The organism is Pseudomonas alloputida, assembly GCF_021283545.2.
Classification (GTDB): Bacteria; Pseudomonadota; Gammaproteobacteria; order Pseudomonadales; family Pseudomonadaceae; genus Aquipseudomonas; species Aquipseudomonas alloputida.
Map to the genome: position 1 here is coordinate 2565371 of NZ_CP128540.1, position 14922 is coordinate 2580292.

Annotated in this window: 14 protein-coding genes; 9 read left to right on the plus strand and 5 right to left on the minus strand. The window is 62.9% G+C overall.

Annotated features, from left to right (window positions below; translation table 11 throughout):
• Positions 1-28 precede the first annotated feature (28 nt).
• A complete protein-coding gene (locus LU682_RS11790; RefSeq protein WP_010954483.1) occupies positions 29-1432 on the plus strand; it encodes a purine-cytosine permease family protein in 1404 nt (467 codons plus the stop codon).
• 69 nt (positions 1433-1501) lie between these two features.
• Here LU682_RS11790 and LU682_RS11795 read toward each other — a convergent pair whose 3' ends face one another.
• Positions 1502-2422: an AraC family transcriptional regulator gene (locus LU682_RS11795; RefSeq protein ID WP_010954482.1), complete on the minus strand. Its 921-nt coding sequence runs from the start codon at positions 2420-2422 to the stop codon at positions 1502-1504.
• Between the two features lie 102 nt (positions 2423-2524).
• On the opposite strand from LU682_RS11795, the gene LU682_RS11800 reads away from it, so the two are divergent.
• The 5 genes from LU682_RS11800 (at position 2525) to LU682_RS11820 (ending at position 7014) form a co-directional block, all read left to right on the plus strand.
• Positions 2525-3085, plus strand: a complete 561-nt coding sequence (locus LU682_RS11800; RefSeq protein WP_029615376.1) for a carboxymuconolactone decarboxylase family protein — start codon at positions 2525-2527, stop codon at positions 3083-3085.
• 99 nt (positions 3086-3184) lie between these two features.
• Positions 3185-4249 carry an acyl-CoA dehydrogenase family protein gene (locus LU682_RS11805; protein ID WP_010954480.1) on the plus strand — a complete coding sequence of 355 codons (1065 nt, stop codon included), beginning with the start codon at positions 3185-3187 and terminating at the stop codon, positions 4247-4249.
• Entirely contained in the window at positions 4246-5067 is an 822-nt protein-coding gene (locus tag LU682_RS11810; protein WP_010954479.1) for an ABC transporter ATP-binding protein, read from the plus strand. Before LU682_RS11805 ends, LU682_RS11810 begins: the two co-directional genes overlap by 4 nt.
• Positions 5054-6259: an ABC transporter substrate-binding protein gene (locus tag LU682_RS11815; RefSeq protein WP_010954478.1), complete on the plus strand. Its 1206-nt coding sequence runs from the start codon at positions 5054-5056 to the stop codon at positions 6257-6259. The genes LU682_RS11810 and LU682_RS11815 overlap by 14 nt, the downstream gene beginning before the upstream one ends.
• Positions 6259-7014 carry an ABC transporter permease gene (locus tag LU682_RS11820; protein ID WP_010954477.1) on the plus strand — a complete coding sequence of 252 codons (756 nt, stop codon included), beginning with the start codon at positions 6259-6261 and terminating at the stop codon, positions 7012-7014. Before LU682_RS11815 ends, LU682_RS11820 begins: the two co-directional genes overlap by 1 nt.
• 111 nt (positions 7015-7125) lie before the next feature.
• On the opposite strand, the gene LU682_RS11825 is transcribed toward LU682_RS11820, so the two are convergent.
• Positions 7126-7812: a GNAT family N-acetyltransferase gene (locus LU682_RS11825; RefSeq protein WP_020190494.1), complete on the minus strand. Its 687-nt coding sequence runs from the start codon at positions 7810-7812 to the stop codon at positions 7126-7128.
• A gap of 76 nt (positions 7813-7888) precedes the next feature.
• Positions 7889-8830: an N-acetyl-gamma-glutamyl-phosphate reductase gene (gene argC, locus LU682_RS11830; RefSeq protein WP_010954475.1), complete on the minus strand. Its 942-nt coding sequence runs from the start codon at positions 8828-8830 to the stop codon at positions 7889-7891.
• Positions 8831-8986: 156 nt separating this feature from the next.
• Here argC and LU682_RS11835 point away from each other — a divergent pair, with 156 nt between their 5' ends.
• Complete coding sequence (locus tag LU682_RS11835; RefSeq protein WP_010954474.1) at positions 8987-9865, plus strand: LysR family transcriptional regulator; 879 nt, start codon at positions 8987-8989, stop codon at positions 9863-9865.
• 66 nt (positions 9866-9931) lie between these two features.
• Here LU682_RS11835 and LU682_RS11840 read toward each other — a convergent pair whose 3' ends face one another.
• A complete protein-coding gene (locus LU682_RS11840) occupies positions 9932-10582 on the minus strand; it encodes a TIGR04211 family SH3 domain-containing protein (RefSeq protein WP_010954473.1) in 651 nt (216 codons plus the stop codon).
• A gap of 271 nt (positions 10583-10853) precedes the next feature.
• Between LU682_RS11840 and LU682_RS11845 the strand changes: the two genes are divergently transcribed.
• Positions 10854-12197 (plus strand): OprD family porin, encoded by a 1344-nt coding sequence (locus tag LU682_RS11845; RefSeq protein WP_010954472.1) that lies wholly within the window; start codon positions 10854-10856, stop codon positions 12195-12197.
• A gap of 185 nt (positions 12198-12382) precedes the next feature.
• Positions 12383-12862 (plus strand): VOC family protein, encoded by a 480-nt coding sequence (locus LU682_RS11850; RefSeq protein WP_010954471.1) that lies wholly within the window; start codon positions 12383-12385, stop codon positions 12860-12862.
• Positions 12863-12942: 80 nt separating this feature from the next.
• Here LU682_RS11850 and LU682_RS11855 read toward each other — a convergent pair whose 3' ends face one another.
• Positions 12943-14688 carry a BCCT family transporter gene (locus LU682_RS11855; protein ID WP_060489357.1) on the minus strand — a complete coding sequence of 582 codons (1746 nt, stop codon included), beginning with the start codon at positions 14686-14688 and terminating at the stop codon, positions 12943-12945.
• Between the last annotated feature and the right edge of the window lie 234 nt (positions 14689-14922).

A 14922-nucleotide genomic window follows, 5' to 3' on the forward strand; every position in this document is an offset into this window, starting at 1 on the left:
ATAAAAACGACCTTTCGAGCTGAAAACCATGTCCCAACCGTCGTCGCAACACCAGTTTGTCGAGAATCACACGGTCGATTACGTTCCACCTGCCGAGCGCCATGGGAAGGCGCGCGACCTGTTCACCCTCTGGTTCAGTACCAACATCGCGCCACTGCCTATCGTGACCGGCGCCATGGTGGTCCAGGTGTTCCACCTGAACCTGTTGTGGGGCCTGATCGCCATCGTGCTGGGCCATCTGGTCGGGGGCGTGGTCATCGCCCTGGCCTCTGCACAGGGGCCGCAGCTGGGCATTCCGCAAATGGTGCAAAGCCGTGGCCAGTTTGGCCGCTACGGTGCCTTGCTGATCGTGTTCTTCACCGCGCTGATCTATGTCGGCTTCTTTATTTCCAACATTGTCCTGGCAGGCAAGACCATCCACGGCATCGCCCCGAGCGTGCCGATGCCCGGCGCGATCGTGATAGGCGCCCTGAGCGCTACTGCCATCGGCGTGATCGGCTATCGTTTCATCCACATTCTCAATCGCATCGGTACCTGGGTGATGGGTTCGGCTTTGCTGGCCGGTTTCATCATGATGTTCATCCAGGACCTGCCGGCAGACTTCTTCAGCCGCGGCGCATTCAACCTGTCGGGCTTTATCGCCACCGTGTCGCTGGGCACCATCTGGCAGATCAGCTTCTCGCCGTACACGTCAGACTATTCGCGCTATCTGCCGCGTGAAGTGGGCATTGCCAAACCGTTCTGGGCTACCTACCTGGGCGCCACCCTGGGCACCATCCTGTGCTTCAGCTTTGGTGCAGTGGCCGTGTTGTGCGTCCCGCAAGGCACCGACGCAATGGACGCGGTGAAGCAGGCTACCGGCTGGCTGGGCCCGATCCTGATGGTGCTGTTCCTGCTCAACATCATCAGCCACAACGCCCTCAACCTGTATGGCGCGGTGCTGTCGATCGTGACCGCAATCCAGACCTTCGTGGCCGAGTGGACGCCGAGCGTCAAGGTACGGGTGATTCTGGCCTCGGTCATTCTGGTGGGCTGCGGGATGGTGGCACTGAATGCCTCGGCGGACTTCATCGGCCAGTTCATCGGCCTGATCCTGGCGCTGCTGCTGGTGCTGGTGCCTTGGGCTTCGATCAACCTGATCGATTTCTACCTGATCAAGAAGGGCCAGTACGACATCGCCTCGATCTTCAGTGCAGACGGCGGCATCTATGGCCGCTTCAACCACCACGCGATCATTGCCTATGCCTGCGGCATCCTGGTGCAGCTGCCGTTTGCCAATACTTCGCTGTATGTGGGGCCGTACTCGAACATTGTCGAAGGGGCCGACCTGTCGTGGCTATTCGGCTTGCTGGTGACGGTGCCGCTGTATTACTGCCTGGCCACACGCGGGAAGGCGGTTAACAGTGCGCGGGTTATCAGCGTCAACGACTGACAACTGCAACATGGGGCTGCAAAGCAGCCCCGACTATGGCCGCTTGGTCGATTTCCGCGCTTTGCTGGGTCAGGCATGCCCGCGCCCGTCATGCTGCCTGCGATACGCCCCCGGCTGCACCCCCACTGCCTTGGCGAACGCCCTGGTGAATGCGGCCACCGACTGATACCCCACCTGCGCGCCTACCTGCTCAACGGTATGCCCCGCCTGCAGCAACTGGCTGGCATGGCGCATGCGCAGCGCCAGCAGCACTTGTCCCGGTGACTGCCCGGCCAGCTCGCTGAAACGCTTGAAAAAAGCCGACCGTGACAACCCGGTGCAAGCGGCCATGTTCTCCATGGTCCAGGTTTGCCCCGGATGCTCGATCAATTGCTCAAGCAATCCGGCAAATGCCGGCTGGCGGGCGAGGGCGACCAGCCCGCCCAGCGATTGCCCTGCGTGCACCTGCTGGCGCAGCACGTACAGGAACAACAAGTGCGTCAGCCGTTCCAGTAGCATCTGTGATGGCCCAGCATCTCGCCGGCATTCTTCCAGGATCAGCCCGAACAGCGCCCGCGCTGCGCTGCCGCTGGGATCTTCAGCGCGTAACAAGATCCAGTCAGCGAGACCCTCGACAATCAGCGAGCAGAGGCCCGACTGAAAATGGAAGAAGCCGCAGACCAAGCCAACGCCGTCGGCGGCCTGGCTATCCAGCGCCTGCATGGCCTGGCGCGGCTGGGCACAGGCGTCGACCGGGTCCTGATCGCTGGACAAGCGATAGGCCAGGTCACGCAGCAGGAACACGGCATCACCTTTCTCCAGGCAAATGGCCTGCGGCTGGCCGTCAATGTGCAGCCAGCAATGGCCTTGCACCACCAGATGAAAGCTGGCCCGGCCCATGCCTTGGGTACTGGCATGCCAGCCGCCGCAATAGCGGCCTACATGAAACAGGCTGGCATCGAGCTCCAGGCTTTCTAATAACCAATCGACAAGCGGGCTGGACGAAATCATCTAATGCAAAGACTCAGGAGCAAGGAAAGGCGACTGACGAATATGGAGGGTAGTTCTTATAACCAACAGACTGTAGTGACACTCATCAAAGGAGATCACTGCATGTCCGCGCGCATTACTTTACACACGCTGCAGAGCGCCCCGGAAGCGGCACGGCCGTTCCTTGAGAACGCGCAGAAGAATTCCGGCTTCATCCCCAACCTGCTCGGCGTGCTGGCCAACGCCCCGGCGGCGCTGGAAACCTACGTGACCGTTTCGGCACTCAATGGCAAGTCTGAGCTTGGCCTGGCCGAGCGTGAAGTGGTGCAACTGATCGCGGCCACCCAGCATGGCTGCGACTTTTGCGTGGCCGGCCATACGGCCGTCGCGCTGAACAAGGCCAAGCTGCCGCAGGAGGTGGTCGATGCTCTGCGTGCCCGTGGCGAACTCCCGAACGCCCGCTACGAAACCCTGGCCGCCTTTGCCCGCGAAGTGATCGCCACCCGTGGCAATGTCAGCGAAGCCACCTACCAGGCCTTCCGTGAGGCCGGCTTCAGTGAAGGCAACGCCTTGGAGGTGATTCTGGGCGTAAGCCTCGCAACCCTGTGCAACTTTGCTAATGTTTTCGCCCAGACGCCACTCAACGAAGAGCTTGGCAAATACCGCTGGCAGCCTTCTGCGTAGCCCACCTGTGATAATGGCCATTACCAGGCCGTTGTAGGAGCGGCCTTGTGCCGTGAACGGGCCGCAGAGCGGCCCCGGCGTTATCAAAGGAGCAAGACCATGCAAGATTGTGCATTTCGACACTGGCTGGATGCCAATGCCGAGGCCATCGACCGGGGCCTGTGCGAGCCGCAGCAGGTACTGGCGCAGATCGCAGAATCGCAGCTGCTGCGCACGGGGGTCGACCCAGCGCTGGGCGGTACGGGCGGGCAGGTGACCGACGCGGTCGAGGCCATCGCCGCCATTGCCAGCCGCTCATTGGCCGCGGCTTTCGTCTGCTGGGGCCAGCGTGCCTTCATCGAATACCTGCTGCACAGCCCCAACCAGCCCCTGCGTGAGCGCCTGCTGCCGCGGCTGTTGACCGGTGAATTGGCCGGTGCCACCGGGCTGTCCAACGCCATGAAGTTCCTGTCCGGTATCGAAGCGCTGCAGGTGCGTGGCCGCCCGGCAGCCGATGGCTGGCACCTGGAAGGGCGACTGCACTGGGTGACCAACTTGCGTAAAAGCGGCTTCGTGGTGGCGGCGGCCATCGAGGATGAAGCCGGCGGCGCGCCTTTTGTGCTGGCCATTCCTTCCGACGCTCAAGGCCTGGAGCGCTCTGATGATCTACAACTGATGGGCCTGCAGTCGAGCAACACGGCAGCACTGGCTTTTCACCAGGTGCCGCTGGCCCGCGACTGGTTGCTGCATGAAAATGCACGCGAATTCCTGCCACGGGTACGCCCGGCATTCCTGGCGCTGCAATGTGGCATGGCCATTGGCCTGGCGCGACGAGCGCTGGAAGAGGTTCAGGCGCATCTGCAAGGCCGAGCCTCGTTCCTCGACGAAGCCCGTCAGGTGCTTAGCGAACGCCTGGAAAACACCGTCAGCGAACTCAAGCATGGCTTGCTCGACGGTCGCTTCCAGCAGCAGCCGGCGGCCTTGTTCAAGCTGCGCATCATCCTGGCTGAAAGTGCTGCCGACGCGGTACAACTGGAGTTGCAGGCCAGTGGCGGCAAGGCTTACCTCTGCGAATACGGCGAAGGGTTTGCCCGCCGATGGCGGGAGTCGGCCTTCGTGCCGATCGTCACGCCCAGCCTGGTGCAATTGCGCGCCGAACTGCAACGCCAGGCAGGCGTTGCATGAGCGCGGTGTTGCTGGAGGCCCGTGACATCCGCTTGGGCTACCCGCGTGAGGGTGGTTGGCAGCAGGTGCTGGCGCAGTTCGACCTGCAGCTGGCACCAGGTGAGGTCGTGAGCATCCTTGGCCCCAGTGGTGTGGGCAAGTCCAGCCTGCTGCGGGTGCTGGCAGGGCTGCAGCAGCCTGGCGGCGGCAGCGTGAGCTTGCACGGCCAGCCGCTGCAGGGGCCGCACCCGCGTCTGGCGGTGGCTTTTCAGGATCCCAGCCTGCTGCCATGGCTGAGCCTGGAGAAAAACGTCGCCTTCGGCCTGGACTTCGCCCGTCAGCCCAGGCTGGCGGATGCCGAACGCCGTGCACGCATCGACCATGCGATTGAGGCTGTGGGCCTGGCCCACGCCCGTGGCCAGTACCCGGCGCAGTTGTCTGGCGGCATGGCCCAGCGCACCGCGCTGGCCCGCTGCCTGGCACGCCAGCCCGAAGTCTTGTTGCTGGATGAACCCTTCGGTGCGTTGGATGAGGTGACCCGCGCCGACATGCAGCAGTTGCTGCTGCAACTGATCGCCACGCACAAGACCGCGGCCGTGTTGATCACTCACGATATCGACGAAGCCCTGCTGCTGTCAGACCGGGTTCTGCTACTGGGCAACCTCCCAGCGCACATCCTCGGGCAGTGGCATATCGACCTGCCGCAACCACGGACGCAGCGGGTCGAAGAACTGGGCGCCTTGCGTATTGAAATCCTCAAAACCCTTCGGCGGGCAAGCCGCACAGTCGAACCTACCCCAACCTCGTTGCCCTCGGAGGCTGTCCATGTGCATGGATGACTGCTGTTCCTCTTCTTCGCGTCGTGACTTTCTCAAGCTCGGCGCCATGCTCACTGCTGCCGGTGCATTGCCGTTGCTGTCGAGCTTGCAGGCGCGTGCCGCTGCCGAGCCGGACGCGCCGGTGCGCATCGGCTACCTGCCGATCACCGATGCCACGCCGCTGCTGGTGGCACATAACAACGGCCTGTTCGAGGCCGAAGGCATCAAGGCCGAGCGCCCGGTGCTGCTGCGCAGCTGGGCGCAGGTGATCGAGGCATTCATCTCCGGCCAGGTCAATGTCATCCACCTGCTTTCGCCGATGACGGTATGGGCGCGCTATGGCAGCAAGGTGCCAGCCAAGGTGGTGGCCTGGAACCACGTGGGCGGTTCGGGCCTGACTGTTGCGCCGGATATATCCGCCGTGAAACAGCTCGGTGGCAAGACAGTGGCCATTCCGTTCTGGTACTCGATCCACAATGTGGTACTGCAACAGTTGCTCAACGACAACGGCCTGACGCCCGTGTCGAAGCCGGCCAATGCGCAACTGGCCGCCAACGAAGTCAACCTGCTGGTGCTGCCACCGTCCGACATGCCACCCGCTCTGGCCAGCAAGCGCATTGCCGGCTACATCGTTGCCGAGCCGTTCAACGCACTGGCCGAGAACCTCAAGGTAGGCCGCGTGCAGCGCTTTACCGGCGATGTATGGCGCAACCATGCGTGCTGCGTGGTGTTCATGCACGAGCATGACCTGAATAACCGCCCGGAGTGGTCGCAGAAAGTGGTCAACGCCATCGTCAAGGCCCAGCAATGGACCCGTGACCATCGCACCGAAGCCGCCGCACTGCTGTCCAGGGCGGGCCCCAACAAGTACACCCCGCACGAGCCTGCGGTGCTGACCAAGGTCCTGGCGCCCGCCGCCGAAGACCGTGCTGGCTACATTGCCAGTGGCGCCATTCGCCATCAGCAGTGGGACGAAAAACGCATCGACTTCCAGCCATACCCGTTCCCGAGTTACACCGAAGAGCTGGTCAAGCGCCTGAAAACCACCCTGATCGAAGGCGACAATACGTTTCTTTCCGGGCTGGATCCGGCGTATGCCGCCCGCGACCTGGTCGACGATCGCTTCGTGCGTAATGCCATCGCGACAGTAGGTGGTCCGTCGGTGTTCGGCATTGCCGACAACTTCGAGCGTAGCGAGGAGTTTGCGGTCTGATGCGCACCCATGTCGTACATGCCGGCCTTGGGCTGGTCGGGTTGCTGGCCTTGTTGCTGTTATGGTGGGCCGGTGTAGCACTGTTCGGCCAGGCCGACGGCCTGTCGGCGCGCTTTTCGCCGGCGGCAACCCTGGCCAGCCTGGTCGAGCTGCTGGGGCAGGGCGAGGTCTATGGGCATATCTGGGTCAGCCTCAAGCGCATCCTGATTGGGCTGCTGCTGGCGCTGCTGATGGGCGTGCCGTTGGGCTTGCTGGTAGGCAGCTACCGGCACCTGGAGGCGGTGACCACGCCGGCATTTCAGTTTCTGCGCATGATATCGCCATTGTCGTGGATGCCTGTGGTGGTGATGCTGATGGGCGTGGGTGACCAGCCGATCTACTTCCTGCTGGCGTTTGCCGCGTTGTGGCCGATCTTGCTGAATACGGCGGCAGGGGTGCGTCAACTGGACCCGCGCTGGCTGCAACTTAGCCGCAGCTTGAGTGCAACGCGCTGGGAAACCTTGTGCAAGGTGATCGTGCCGGGGGTAATCGGTCACGTGCTGACGGGCGTGCGCCTGGCCATCGGTATTCTGTGGATTGTGCTGGTGCCGTGCGAAATGCTTGGGGTGAGTGCGGGGCTTGGGTATTTCATTCTTGATACCCGTGACCGGCTGGCGTATTCCGAACTGATGGCGATGGTGCTGCTGATTGGCGTGCTGGGGTTTGTGCTGGATGCTCTGGCGCGTGGGCTGCATCGGCGCTGGGTGCATGGCTGAAAGGCCAATGGGGCTTCTTCGCGGGCTCGCCCGCTCCCACAGGTACATCACCGGCCTTGGGCCTTACGGTATTCCTGTGGGCGCGGGCAAGCCCGCGAACAGGCCATCGGATCAATGCACGTTCTTGCGCTGGCGCACACATTCCTGGGCTTGAGCGGTCAGCTCATCCAGCCGCTCATCGCGCATCTGCTCCGCTTCGATCATTGCATCCTCACCCTGCTGGTTAAGCAGATAGGTGTGAATCTGCAGCACTTCAGCCGTCTGATAAATCGGCGCAATGTCCAGGCGCCCGATCAGCGCACCACTGGGGTGGCCGGTACTGCTCATCAGCACCTGCGGTCCATTGGCGGCCACCACTTGCATGCCCATCGCCTCGAACCACGGCACCTGGTTGGCAAAGGCGTTCAGCTCCACGCAGGCATGGCGTGAGCGCAGGTCGCCCAGCAGGGCACGGGCGATGCCCTGGCGGCGATGGCTGGCGCACACGGCCAGAAAGGCCAATGCACAGGCCTGCCCATCGTCCTGGGCTGGCAGCGACAGCGCAAAGCCCAGCAACTGGTCCGGTGCTTCGGCATCCAGCGCCAGGGTAAGCGCCACAGCCAGACCGCGGGTGCCGTCCAGCGCTTGCAGGTACTGGTGGACTTCCATGCCGACGCCGTACTGGTACAGCGGGTACAGCGGGTTGTCGACGGCGATGGCGACACTGCTCAAATCGCCGACATTGTGAATGACCAGCTCGCGGATCTGGTTCTGGAAAGATTCGGGCGGCACGCTGTCGAGGCGGCTCAGGATGAACATCTGGGGGCTCCGGCGGATGAGAATACGACCCGCGCTGTGTTGGCGCGGGTTGTACAGTCTAACCGTTTTTGCCGTATCAGCCGTGTGCCTGTAAGGCACCGAGCATCAGGTCGAGGTTTTGCACGGCAGCACCAGAGGCACCTTTGCCCAGGTTGTCGAACACTGCGGTGAGCAGTACCTGGCCATGCTCGGGGTTGGCGTACAACGCCAGGCGCAGGTCATTGCTGCCGTTCAATGCCTCGGGGTCGAGGTTTGCCGCAGCACCGCACTGATGCAGAGGCATCACCTGAACATGGCGGGCACCCTGGTAATGCTGTTCCAGGCAGGCTTGCAAATGCTCGGCGCTGACCTGTCCAGGCAGCAGGCGAAGCTGCAGCGGAATGCTCAGCGCGATGCCTTGGCGGTAGGCGCCATAGCCGGGCATGAACATCGGCCGCGCCGACAACCCCGCGTGCTGCTGGATCTCCGGTACGTGCTTGTGCGCCAGCTCCAGGCCATACAGCTGTAGCGCCGGGGCTTTGGCGGCGCCGGGCTGTTCATGCCGCTCGACCGCCGCGCGACCACCGCCGGAATAGCCAGACACGGCGTGGATGTTCAGGGGGTAGTCCGCAGGCAGCAAGCCGGCCTTGACCAGTGGGTGCAGCAGCGCGATGGCGCCGGTGGGATAGCAACCGGGATTGCTGACACGCGTGCTTTGCGCGATGCGCTCGGCTTGCTGTTCGTCAAGCTCCGGCAGGCCATACACCCAGCCTGGTGTGGTGCGGTGCGCCGAGCTGGCGTCGATCACCCGCACCTGGGGGTTGTGGATTGCGGCCACGGCCTCGCGGGCGGCGTCGTCGGGCAGGCACAGCAGGGCGATGTCGGCACTGTTGATCGCTTCGCAGCGGCGTTGCGGGTCCTTGCGCTCGGCCTCGGGGAGGGTCAGCAGGCGAAGATCGCTCCGGCCCTGCAGGCGGGCATGGATCTGCAGGCCTGTGGTGCCTTGGTCGCCGTCGATGAAAACAACAGGGGTGTGCATGCTCGGGGTCCGGTTGGGGAAAGATAGCCTATGCTCGCCCGTAGCATTGGTAATGAAAATTTGAATATGATGATCAATACATTCAGGATTTCTGAATGAGTTTTGAAACACGTGGTGAACCTGTGGGTTTACCCGAAAAAGGGCCTGCACTGACAATTGCGCGAAATCAGCCTCGACCGCCTCCGCACATTGGTGGTCATCACCGACCTGGGCTCCTTTGCCGAGGCCGCCCGCCAGCTTAACCTGGCGCCGCCCACCATCAGCTTGCACGTGGCCGAGCTGGAGGCGCGTATTGGCGCCCCGTTGCTCACCCGCACCCGTGGCCAGGTGCGGCCTACCGTCATCGGTGAAACACTGCTGGGGCGTGCCCGACGCCTGCTGGCGGACGCTGACTTGGCGCTGGACGAAGTGCGCCGGCAGGTCGCAGGGTTGACCGGACGTGTGCGCCTGGGCGCCTCCACCGGTGCCATCGCCCATTTGCTGCCGCAGGCGCTGGCGCGCCTGCGTGTGGAGCACCCGGGGATCGATGTGCAGGTCCAGGTGCTGACCTCTCAGGCGTCGCTCGTGCGCTTGCGTGAGGGCACACTGGATATCGGCCTTGTGGCCTTGCCACAGGTGGTCGGCAAAGGGCTGACGGTCACCCCCTGGCGGCGCGACCCGATCCTGGCGTATGTGCCGGCCGACTGGCAGCCACCGGCCAGGATCACCCCGGCCTGGCTGGCGCAACGGGCGTTGATTCTCAACGACAGCACCACCCAGCTGTCGCGGGTTACCGGCGAGTGGTTTGCAGCGGCGGGGTTGTACCCCGAACCGCGGATCGAGCTGAACTACAACGATGCGATCAAGAGCCTGGTCGGCGCCGGGTACGGGGCGACATTGTTGCCGCAGGAGGGGGAGGCGACCGAGCTGGACCGGCGCATTGCCCGCCGACCGCTGCGGCCGGGGTTGTGGCGGCAGTTGGGTATTGCGTGTCGGGAAGGGCAGGTGGAGCGGGCCACGGGGTATGTGCTGGAGGCGCTGGAACGGTTGCGGTAGGGGCGGTTCCGCTGCTGCAAGACCTGTGGCAGGCCTGCACGTTCCAGCCCCGACGCCTTGCCGAGCTCAGAACCAGCGATCGTTCTTCTTGCGCCCACGGGTCAGTGCCGGCAGGATCAGCCCCGCCAGCAAGCCTGCACCGGCAATGCTGCCGCCATACACCATGTAGCGCATCATCACCTGCTTGTTCTCATCCCCCAGGCGGGCCTGGGTATCGCGCAGGTCCGACTGGCTCTGATCGAGCTGCTCGTTCAGTGCCTTGTTGCGTGCCTCCAACTCATCAATCAGCTGCTTGCGCGAATCAAGCGTTTCCTGCATGCCCTGTACGCGGTTCTTCCAGCTGTCGTCGATGGTCTTCAACTGCCCGGTCAGTTCGGTGACCTGGGCATCGAGCAACGGCAGGCGCTCGTTCTGCCCGGGCACTGCCTGCAGGTCGTTGCTTAGGATCCACACCACATCGCCGTTCTGCCCGCGCACCTGGCTGTAATTGCCCTGGCTGCCGAGCAGGGTCAGCTTCTGCCCGGACTTGAGCGTGCCGACAATGCGGTGCCCGTCGGTCGGGCCGCTGCGCACGTAAGTGCTCAGGCTGTCACTGACCCAGCGTGCGTCGCTGGCAGGCTCTTCGGCGTGCACGGGGGCGGCAAGGCCCACCAGGGCGGCAATCAGGCCGATGCGCAGGGCAGGGAGGGCGGAAGCATTTGGGCGGGAATCGGGCATGTTGGGTCTTCGCTGAAACAGGACAAAAAGTAGGCCAGGTGACTGGGCCGATGAACCGGTCGGTGAGTTGACCGTCAGCGAAAGACCGTTTTTTTGTCAGCAGGTTCACTGCCTAGTGTCGGAAATGTCTGCAGAATGTTGCAGCGCCCGCCCCAGAGCGCTGCGTTGCCGATGACGCAATTGTAATGCGCCGATCACCTTGGCGTTATCTGCCGGCCGTCAATCTTGGCCCGCCGACATAACAACAAATGCGACGTTCAAGGAGCATCGGATGACGTGCAGATCACCCCTGACACTGGCTGCTTGCCTGGCGCTGGCCGGCGTTGGCAGCCAGGTTGTTGCTGCAGAAAAAAGTGCGGACGGCTTCATGGAGGGCAGCACCCTCAGCGTGCTTAACCGCAACTTCTACTTCAATCGCGATAATCGCGATTCTGTGGCCCCCACACACAACCCGAGCAAACAAGCTGACAACGGCTACTCCGAGGCCTGGGGGCACGCCGTGATTACCCGATTCGAGTCGGGCTTCACCCAGGGCACCGTAGGTGTTGGCCTGGATGCGTTTGCCATGCTTGGCCTCAAGCTCGACACGGGCGGCGGCCGCAACGGCGGGCGCAGTTCTTTCGACGTATTGCCGGTTGACCGCGACGGCCAGGCACGTGACGAATACACCAAGGTGGGGGGCGCGGCCAAGCTACGACTGTTCGACACGGTACTGAAGGTGGGGGATGTGTTCCCGGCCAACCCGGTGGTGGCGGCTGGCGACTCGCGGCTGCTGCCGGAAAGCTTCCGTGGGGTGACCCTGGAGAACTCCAGCATCAAAGACCTTACCCTGCAAGCCGGGCGTCTGCATGCTATGAGCCAGCCGATGTCCAGCGACCTGCGGGAGAACTTCGTGACCTTCTATGGCGGCCCGGTCGATTCGCCCTGGATCGCCTATGGTGGGGGGGATTACAGGCTCAATGAGCATGTCAGCGTCAGCCTGTTCAGTAGCCGGCTCAAGGACGCGTGGAACCAGTACTACGCCGGCACCAGCCTGAGCTGGCCACTGAGCGAGGCGCTGGCGCTGATTGGCGGTTTCAACTATTACAAGGCTGTGGATGAAGGGCAGCAGCGCCTGGGCGCCTTTGACAACGACATCTGGAGCGCCAAGCTGGGTGTGCGCTTTGGTGCTCACACCCTGGCCCTGACGCACCAGCGCAACAACGGCGACGACGACTTCGACTACCTGCGTCAGTCCGACTCGATCTTCCTCGACAACTCCATCCAGTACAGCGACTTCAACGCGCCCAAGGAGCGTTCGTGGATGCTGCGTTATGACCTGAACATGGCTGCCTACGGCGTACCCGGGTTGTCGTTCATGACGCGCTACGGCAAGGGTAACGATGCTGACTACTCCAATGCCAACGCCACCTACATGCGCCGTGACGTTGCGGGCAACCCGCTGACCGACCAGAAACGCTGGGAGCGTGACATCGAGGTGAAGTATGTGGTGCAGACGGGCGCGGCCAAGGACCTGTCGTTGCGGGTTCGCCAGGCCACCACCCGGGCCACGGCGTTCGAGTCGGATCTGGACGAAGTGCGGATGATCGTGGAGTACCCGTTGTCGATTCTGTGATTCCACCTTGGCAACCTTGTTGCTCCTTTGGTTTAGGTGGATTTTCTGGCGCTCCGCTTGGGGCGCTTTTTTTATCGGCTTGATCGCCTATCAATCCTGCATTTGCATCAGGTGGTCAGGTGCTACCGGTACGCCGGGGCTATGGGGCTAGACTCAAGGCTCACCTTCGATCTTGGAGCAAGACCATGACTGCCAAGAACACCATCTGCCTGTGGTACGACCACGATGCCGAAGAGGCGGCGAACTTCTACGCCCGAACTTTCCCCGATAGCCGGGTTGTCGCTGTGCACCAGGCTCCCGCCGATTACCCTTCAGGCAAGCAGGGCGATGTGATCACCGTGGAATTCACGGTAATGGGTATCCCTTGCGTGGGCCTCAATGGTGGCCCGGCCTTCAAGCACTGTGAGGCATTTTCGTTCCAGGTCAGTACCGCGGACCAGGCAGAGACCGACCGCTTGTGGGATGCCATTGTCGGTAACGACGGCGAGGCCAGCGTTTGCGGCTGGTGCAGGGACAAATGGGGGATTTCGTGGCAGATCACTCCACGCATCCTCATCGAAGCCATCGGCCACCCCGACCGTGCGGCGGCCAAGCGTGCGTTCGAGGCCATGATGCAGATGGGCAAGATCGATGTGGCCAAGATAGCGGCGGCGTTGGAAGGTTGAAGCAGATCCATGTTTCAGCAGGCGCGGTCTCGCATCGCGAACGGGCTGCTTAGCAGCCCGTGGTTTTCGGGTTGACGCCGTCAGTTGCGGGTTACTTCGGCCTCTGCCGCTGTCTTGGCCGATGCCTTCTTCTCCTGCACCACAATGTAGAACTCCTCCCCATGCTTCATCGCGCCATACAGTACGGCCTTCTCGATCAGCTCGTTGCCGCGCAGGTGGCGCAGCATCATCGGGTCCTTGCGCAGGTCGCGGTACAGCGCCAGGCATAGCAGCACCATCACCACCACGAATGGCAAGGCCACGACGATGGTCAGGTTCTGCAGCCCGGTCAGTGCCTCGCCAGGGTTACCTGGGTCGCCGATCGCCAGCATGATGGCCGCCACCGTACCGGTCAGCGTCCCCCAGAAAATCACTGTGCGTCGCGATGGCGCGGTGGTGCCGTGTTCCGACAGCGTGCCCATCACCAGCGAGGCGGCGTCGGCACCCGAAACAAAAAAGATGCCCACCAGGATCATCACCAGCACCGAGGTTGCCGAGGCCAGCGGGTAGCTGTCCAGCAACTGGTACAGCGCGTGATTACTGTTGACCGCACCGTTGGCCAGCTGGAAGGCGCCCTCGCGCACGGCCTCGATGGCGGCGCCACCGAAGATGGTGAACCACACCAGGCTGACCAGGCTTGGCACCAACAGCACCCCGGTAACGAACTGGCGAATGGTGCGACCGCGGCTGATGCGGGCGATGAACATGCCCACGAAAGGCGTCCAGGAGATCCACCAGGCCCAGTAGAACACGGTCCAGCCGGCCAGCCAGCTGTTCATCTGTTCGCCGCCGCTGGCGTTGGTGCGGGCCATCATTTCCGGCAGCATCTTGATGTAGATGCCGAGCGAGGTCGGCAACAGATTGAGCATCAGCAGCGTCGGCCCGACCATGAACACGAACACCGCCAGCACCAGTGCCAGCACCATGTTGGTGTTGGACAGCCACTGGATACCCTTGCCGATGCCCGACACCGCCGAGGTCACGAAGGCAATGGTCAGCAGAGTGATGATCGAGATGTAGAACAGTTTACCGGGGCTTTCGATCCAGCCGTTGTATTCCAGGCCGCCGGCAATCTGCAGCGCCCCAAGGCCCAGCGAGGCGGCCGAGCCGAACAGCGTGGCGAAGATTGCCATCATGTCGATCAGGCGGCCGAGAGGGCCGTTTGCGTGCTTGCCGATCAGCGGCCGGAAGGCGGCGGAAATCAGCTGCGAGCGGCCACGGCGGAAGGTGCCGTAGGCGATTACCAGGCCGACGATGGCGTACATGGCCCAAGGGTGCAGGGTCCAATGGAACAAGGTAGTGGCCATTGCCACCTGCATCGCTTCGCTGGTCTGCCCGCTGGCCGAGCCGGGCGGCGGCGATATGTAGTGCGACAGCGGCTCGGCCACGCCGAAGAACATCAGGCCGATGCCCATGCCGGCGCTGAACATCATCGCTACCCAGGACACCGTGCGGAACTCTGGCTGTTCGCCATCGCGGCCCAGCGGCACCCGCCCGTAACGGCTGGCGGCCAGCCACAGCACGAACACCACGAAGAGGGAGGAGGTGAGCACGAAGAACCAGCCGAAATTGAGAATGACCCAGGATTGCGCGCTGGAAGCGCTGCTGGCCAGGCTGGCCTGGTTGAGGAAGCCCCAGAGCACGAAGGCGATGGCCAGGAGGCTGGTGAAACCAAAGACGATCCAGTCAAGCTTGCCCTCGAAATGTCGATCCTGGCGGGCTTCTGCGGTTTTCGAGGGGTCTGTGACGCCAAGATCGAGTGTTTCGGGGATGTGTTCCTTTGCCATGTATGATGAGGCCCCATTTGTGTATTGCCTGGACGCGCAGGCTTGTTGTGTGGGCTGCCGAGCACGATGACGGCCTCGGCGGGGTGGATTGCTGGCGGGATTATCCTGCGCAGCAGATAGCGGCTCATGTCCCCATAACGCCATGGGGCGTCCATTGCGCGACTTGGCAAATACTTTTAGTTCTGGGGGCAATGGCCCTTTCTGCCTCGGCTTCTGGTACCCTGATGGGCATAA

What these genes read in the sequence shown, in the direction of transcription:
- LU682_RS11810 (WP_010954479.1), top strand. Translation starts at nt 4,246, where the DNA reads ATGAGCGCGGTGTTGCTGGAGGCCCGTGACATCCGCTTGGGCTACCCG.
- LU682_RS11840 (WP_010954473.1), bottom strand. Translation starts at nt 10,582, where the DNA reads ATGCCCGATTCCCGCCCAAATGCTTCCGCCCTCCCTGCCCTGCGCATC.
- LU682_RS11815 (WP_010954478.1), top strand. Translation starts at nt 5,054, where the DNA reads ATGTGCATGGATGACTGCTGTTCCTCTTCTTCGCGTCGTGACTTTCTC.
- LU682_RS11820 (WP_010954477.1), top strand. Translation starts at nt 6,259, where the DNA reads ATGCGCACCCATGTCGTACATGCCGGCCTTGGGCTGGTCGGGTTGCTG.
- LU682_RS11845 (WP_010954472.1), top strand. Translation starts at nt 10,854, where the DNA reads ATGACGTGCAGATCACCCCTGACACTGGCTGCTTGCCTGGCGCTGGCC.
- LU682_RS11825 (WP_020190494.1), bottom strand. Translation starts at nt 7,812, where the DNA reads ATGTTCATCCTGAGCCGCCTCGACAGCGTGCCGCCCGAATCTTTCCAG.
- LU682_RS11850 (WP_010954471.1), top strand. Translation starts at nt 12,383, where the DNA reads ATGACTGCCAAGAACACCATCTGCCTGTGGTACGACCACGATGCCGAA.
- LU682_RS11805 (WP_010954480.1), top strand. Translation starts at nt 3,185, where the DNA reads ATGCAAGATTGTGCATTTCGACACTGGCTGGATGCCAATGCCGAGGCC.
- LU682_RS11795 (WP_010954482.1), bottom strand. Translation starts at nt 2,422, where the DNA reads ATGATTTCGTCCAGCCCGCTTGTCGATTGGTTATTAGAAAGCCTGGAG.
- LU682_RS11855 (WP_060489357.1), bottom strand. Translation starts at nt 14,688, where the DNA reads ATGGCAAAGGAACACATCCCCGAAACACTCGATCTTGGCGTCACAGAC.
- LU682_RS11800 (WP_029615376.1), top strand. Translation starts at nt 2,525, where the DNA reads ATGTCCGCGCGCATTACTTTACACACGCTGCAGAGCGCCCCGGAAGCG.
- LU682_RS11790 (WP_010954483.1), top strand. Translation starts at nt 29, where the DNA reads ATGTCCCAACCGTCGTCGCAACACCAGTTTGTCGAGAATCACACGGTC.
- argC (WP_010954475.1), bottom strand. Translation starts at nt 8,830, where the DNA reads ATGCACACCCCTGTTGTTTTCATCGACGGCGACCAAGGCACCACAGGC.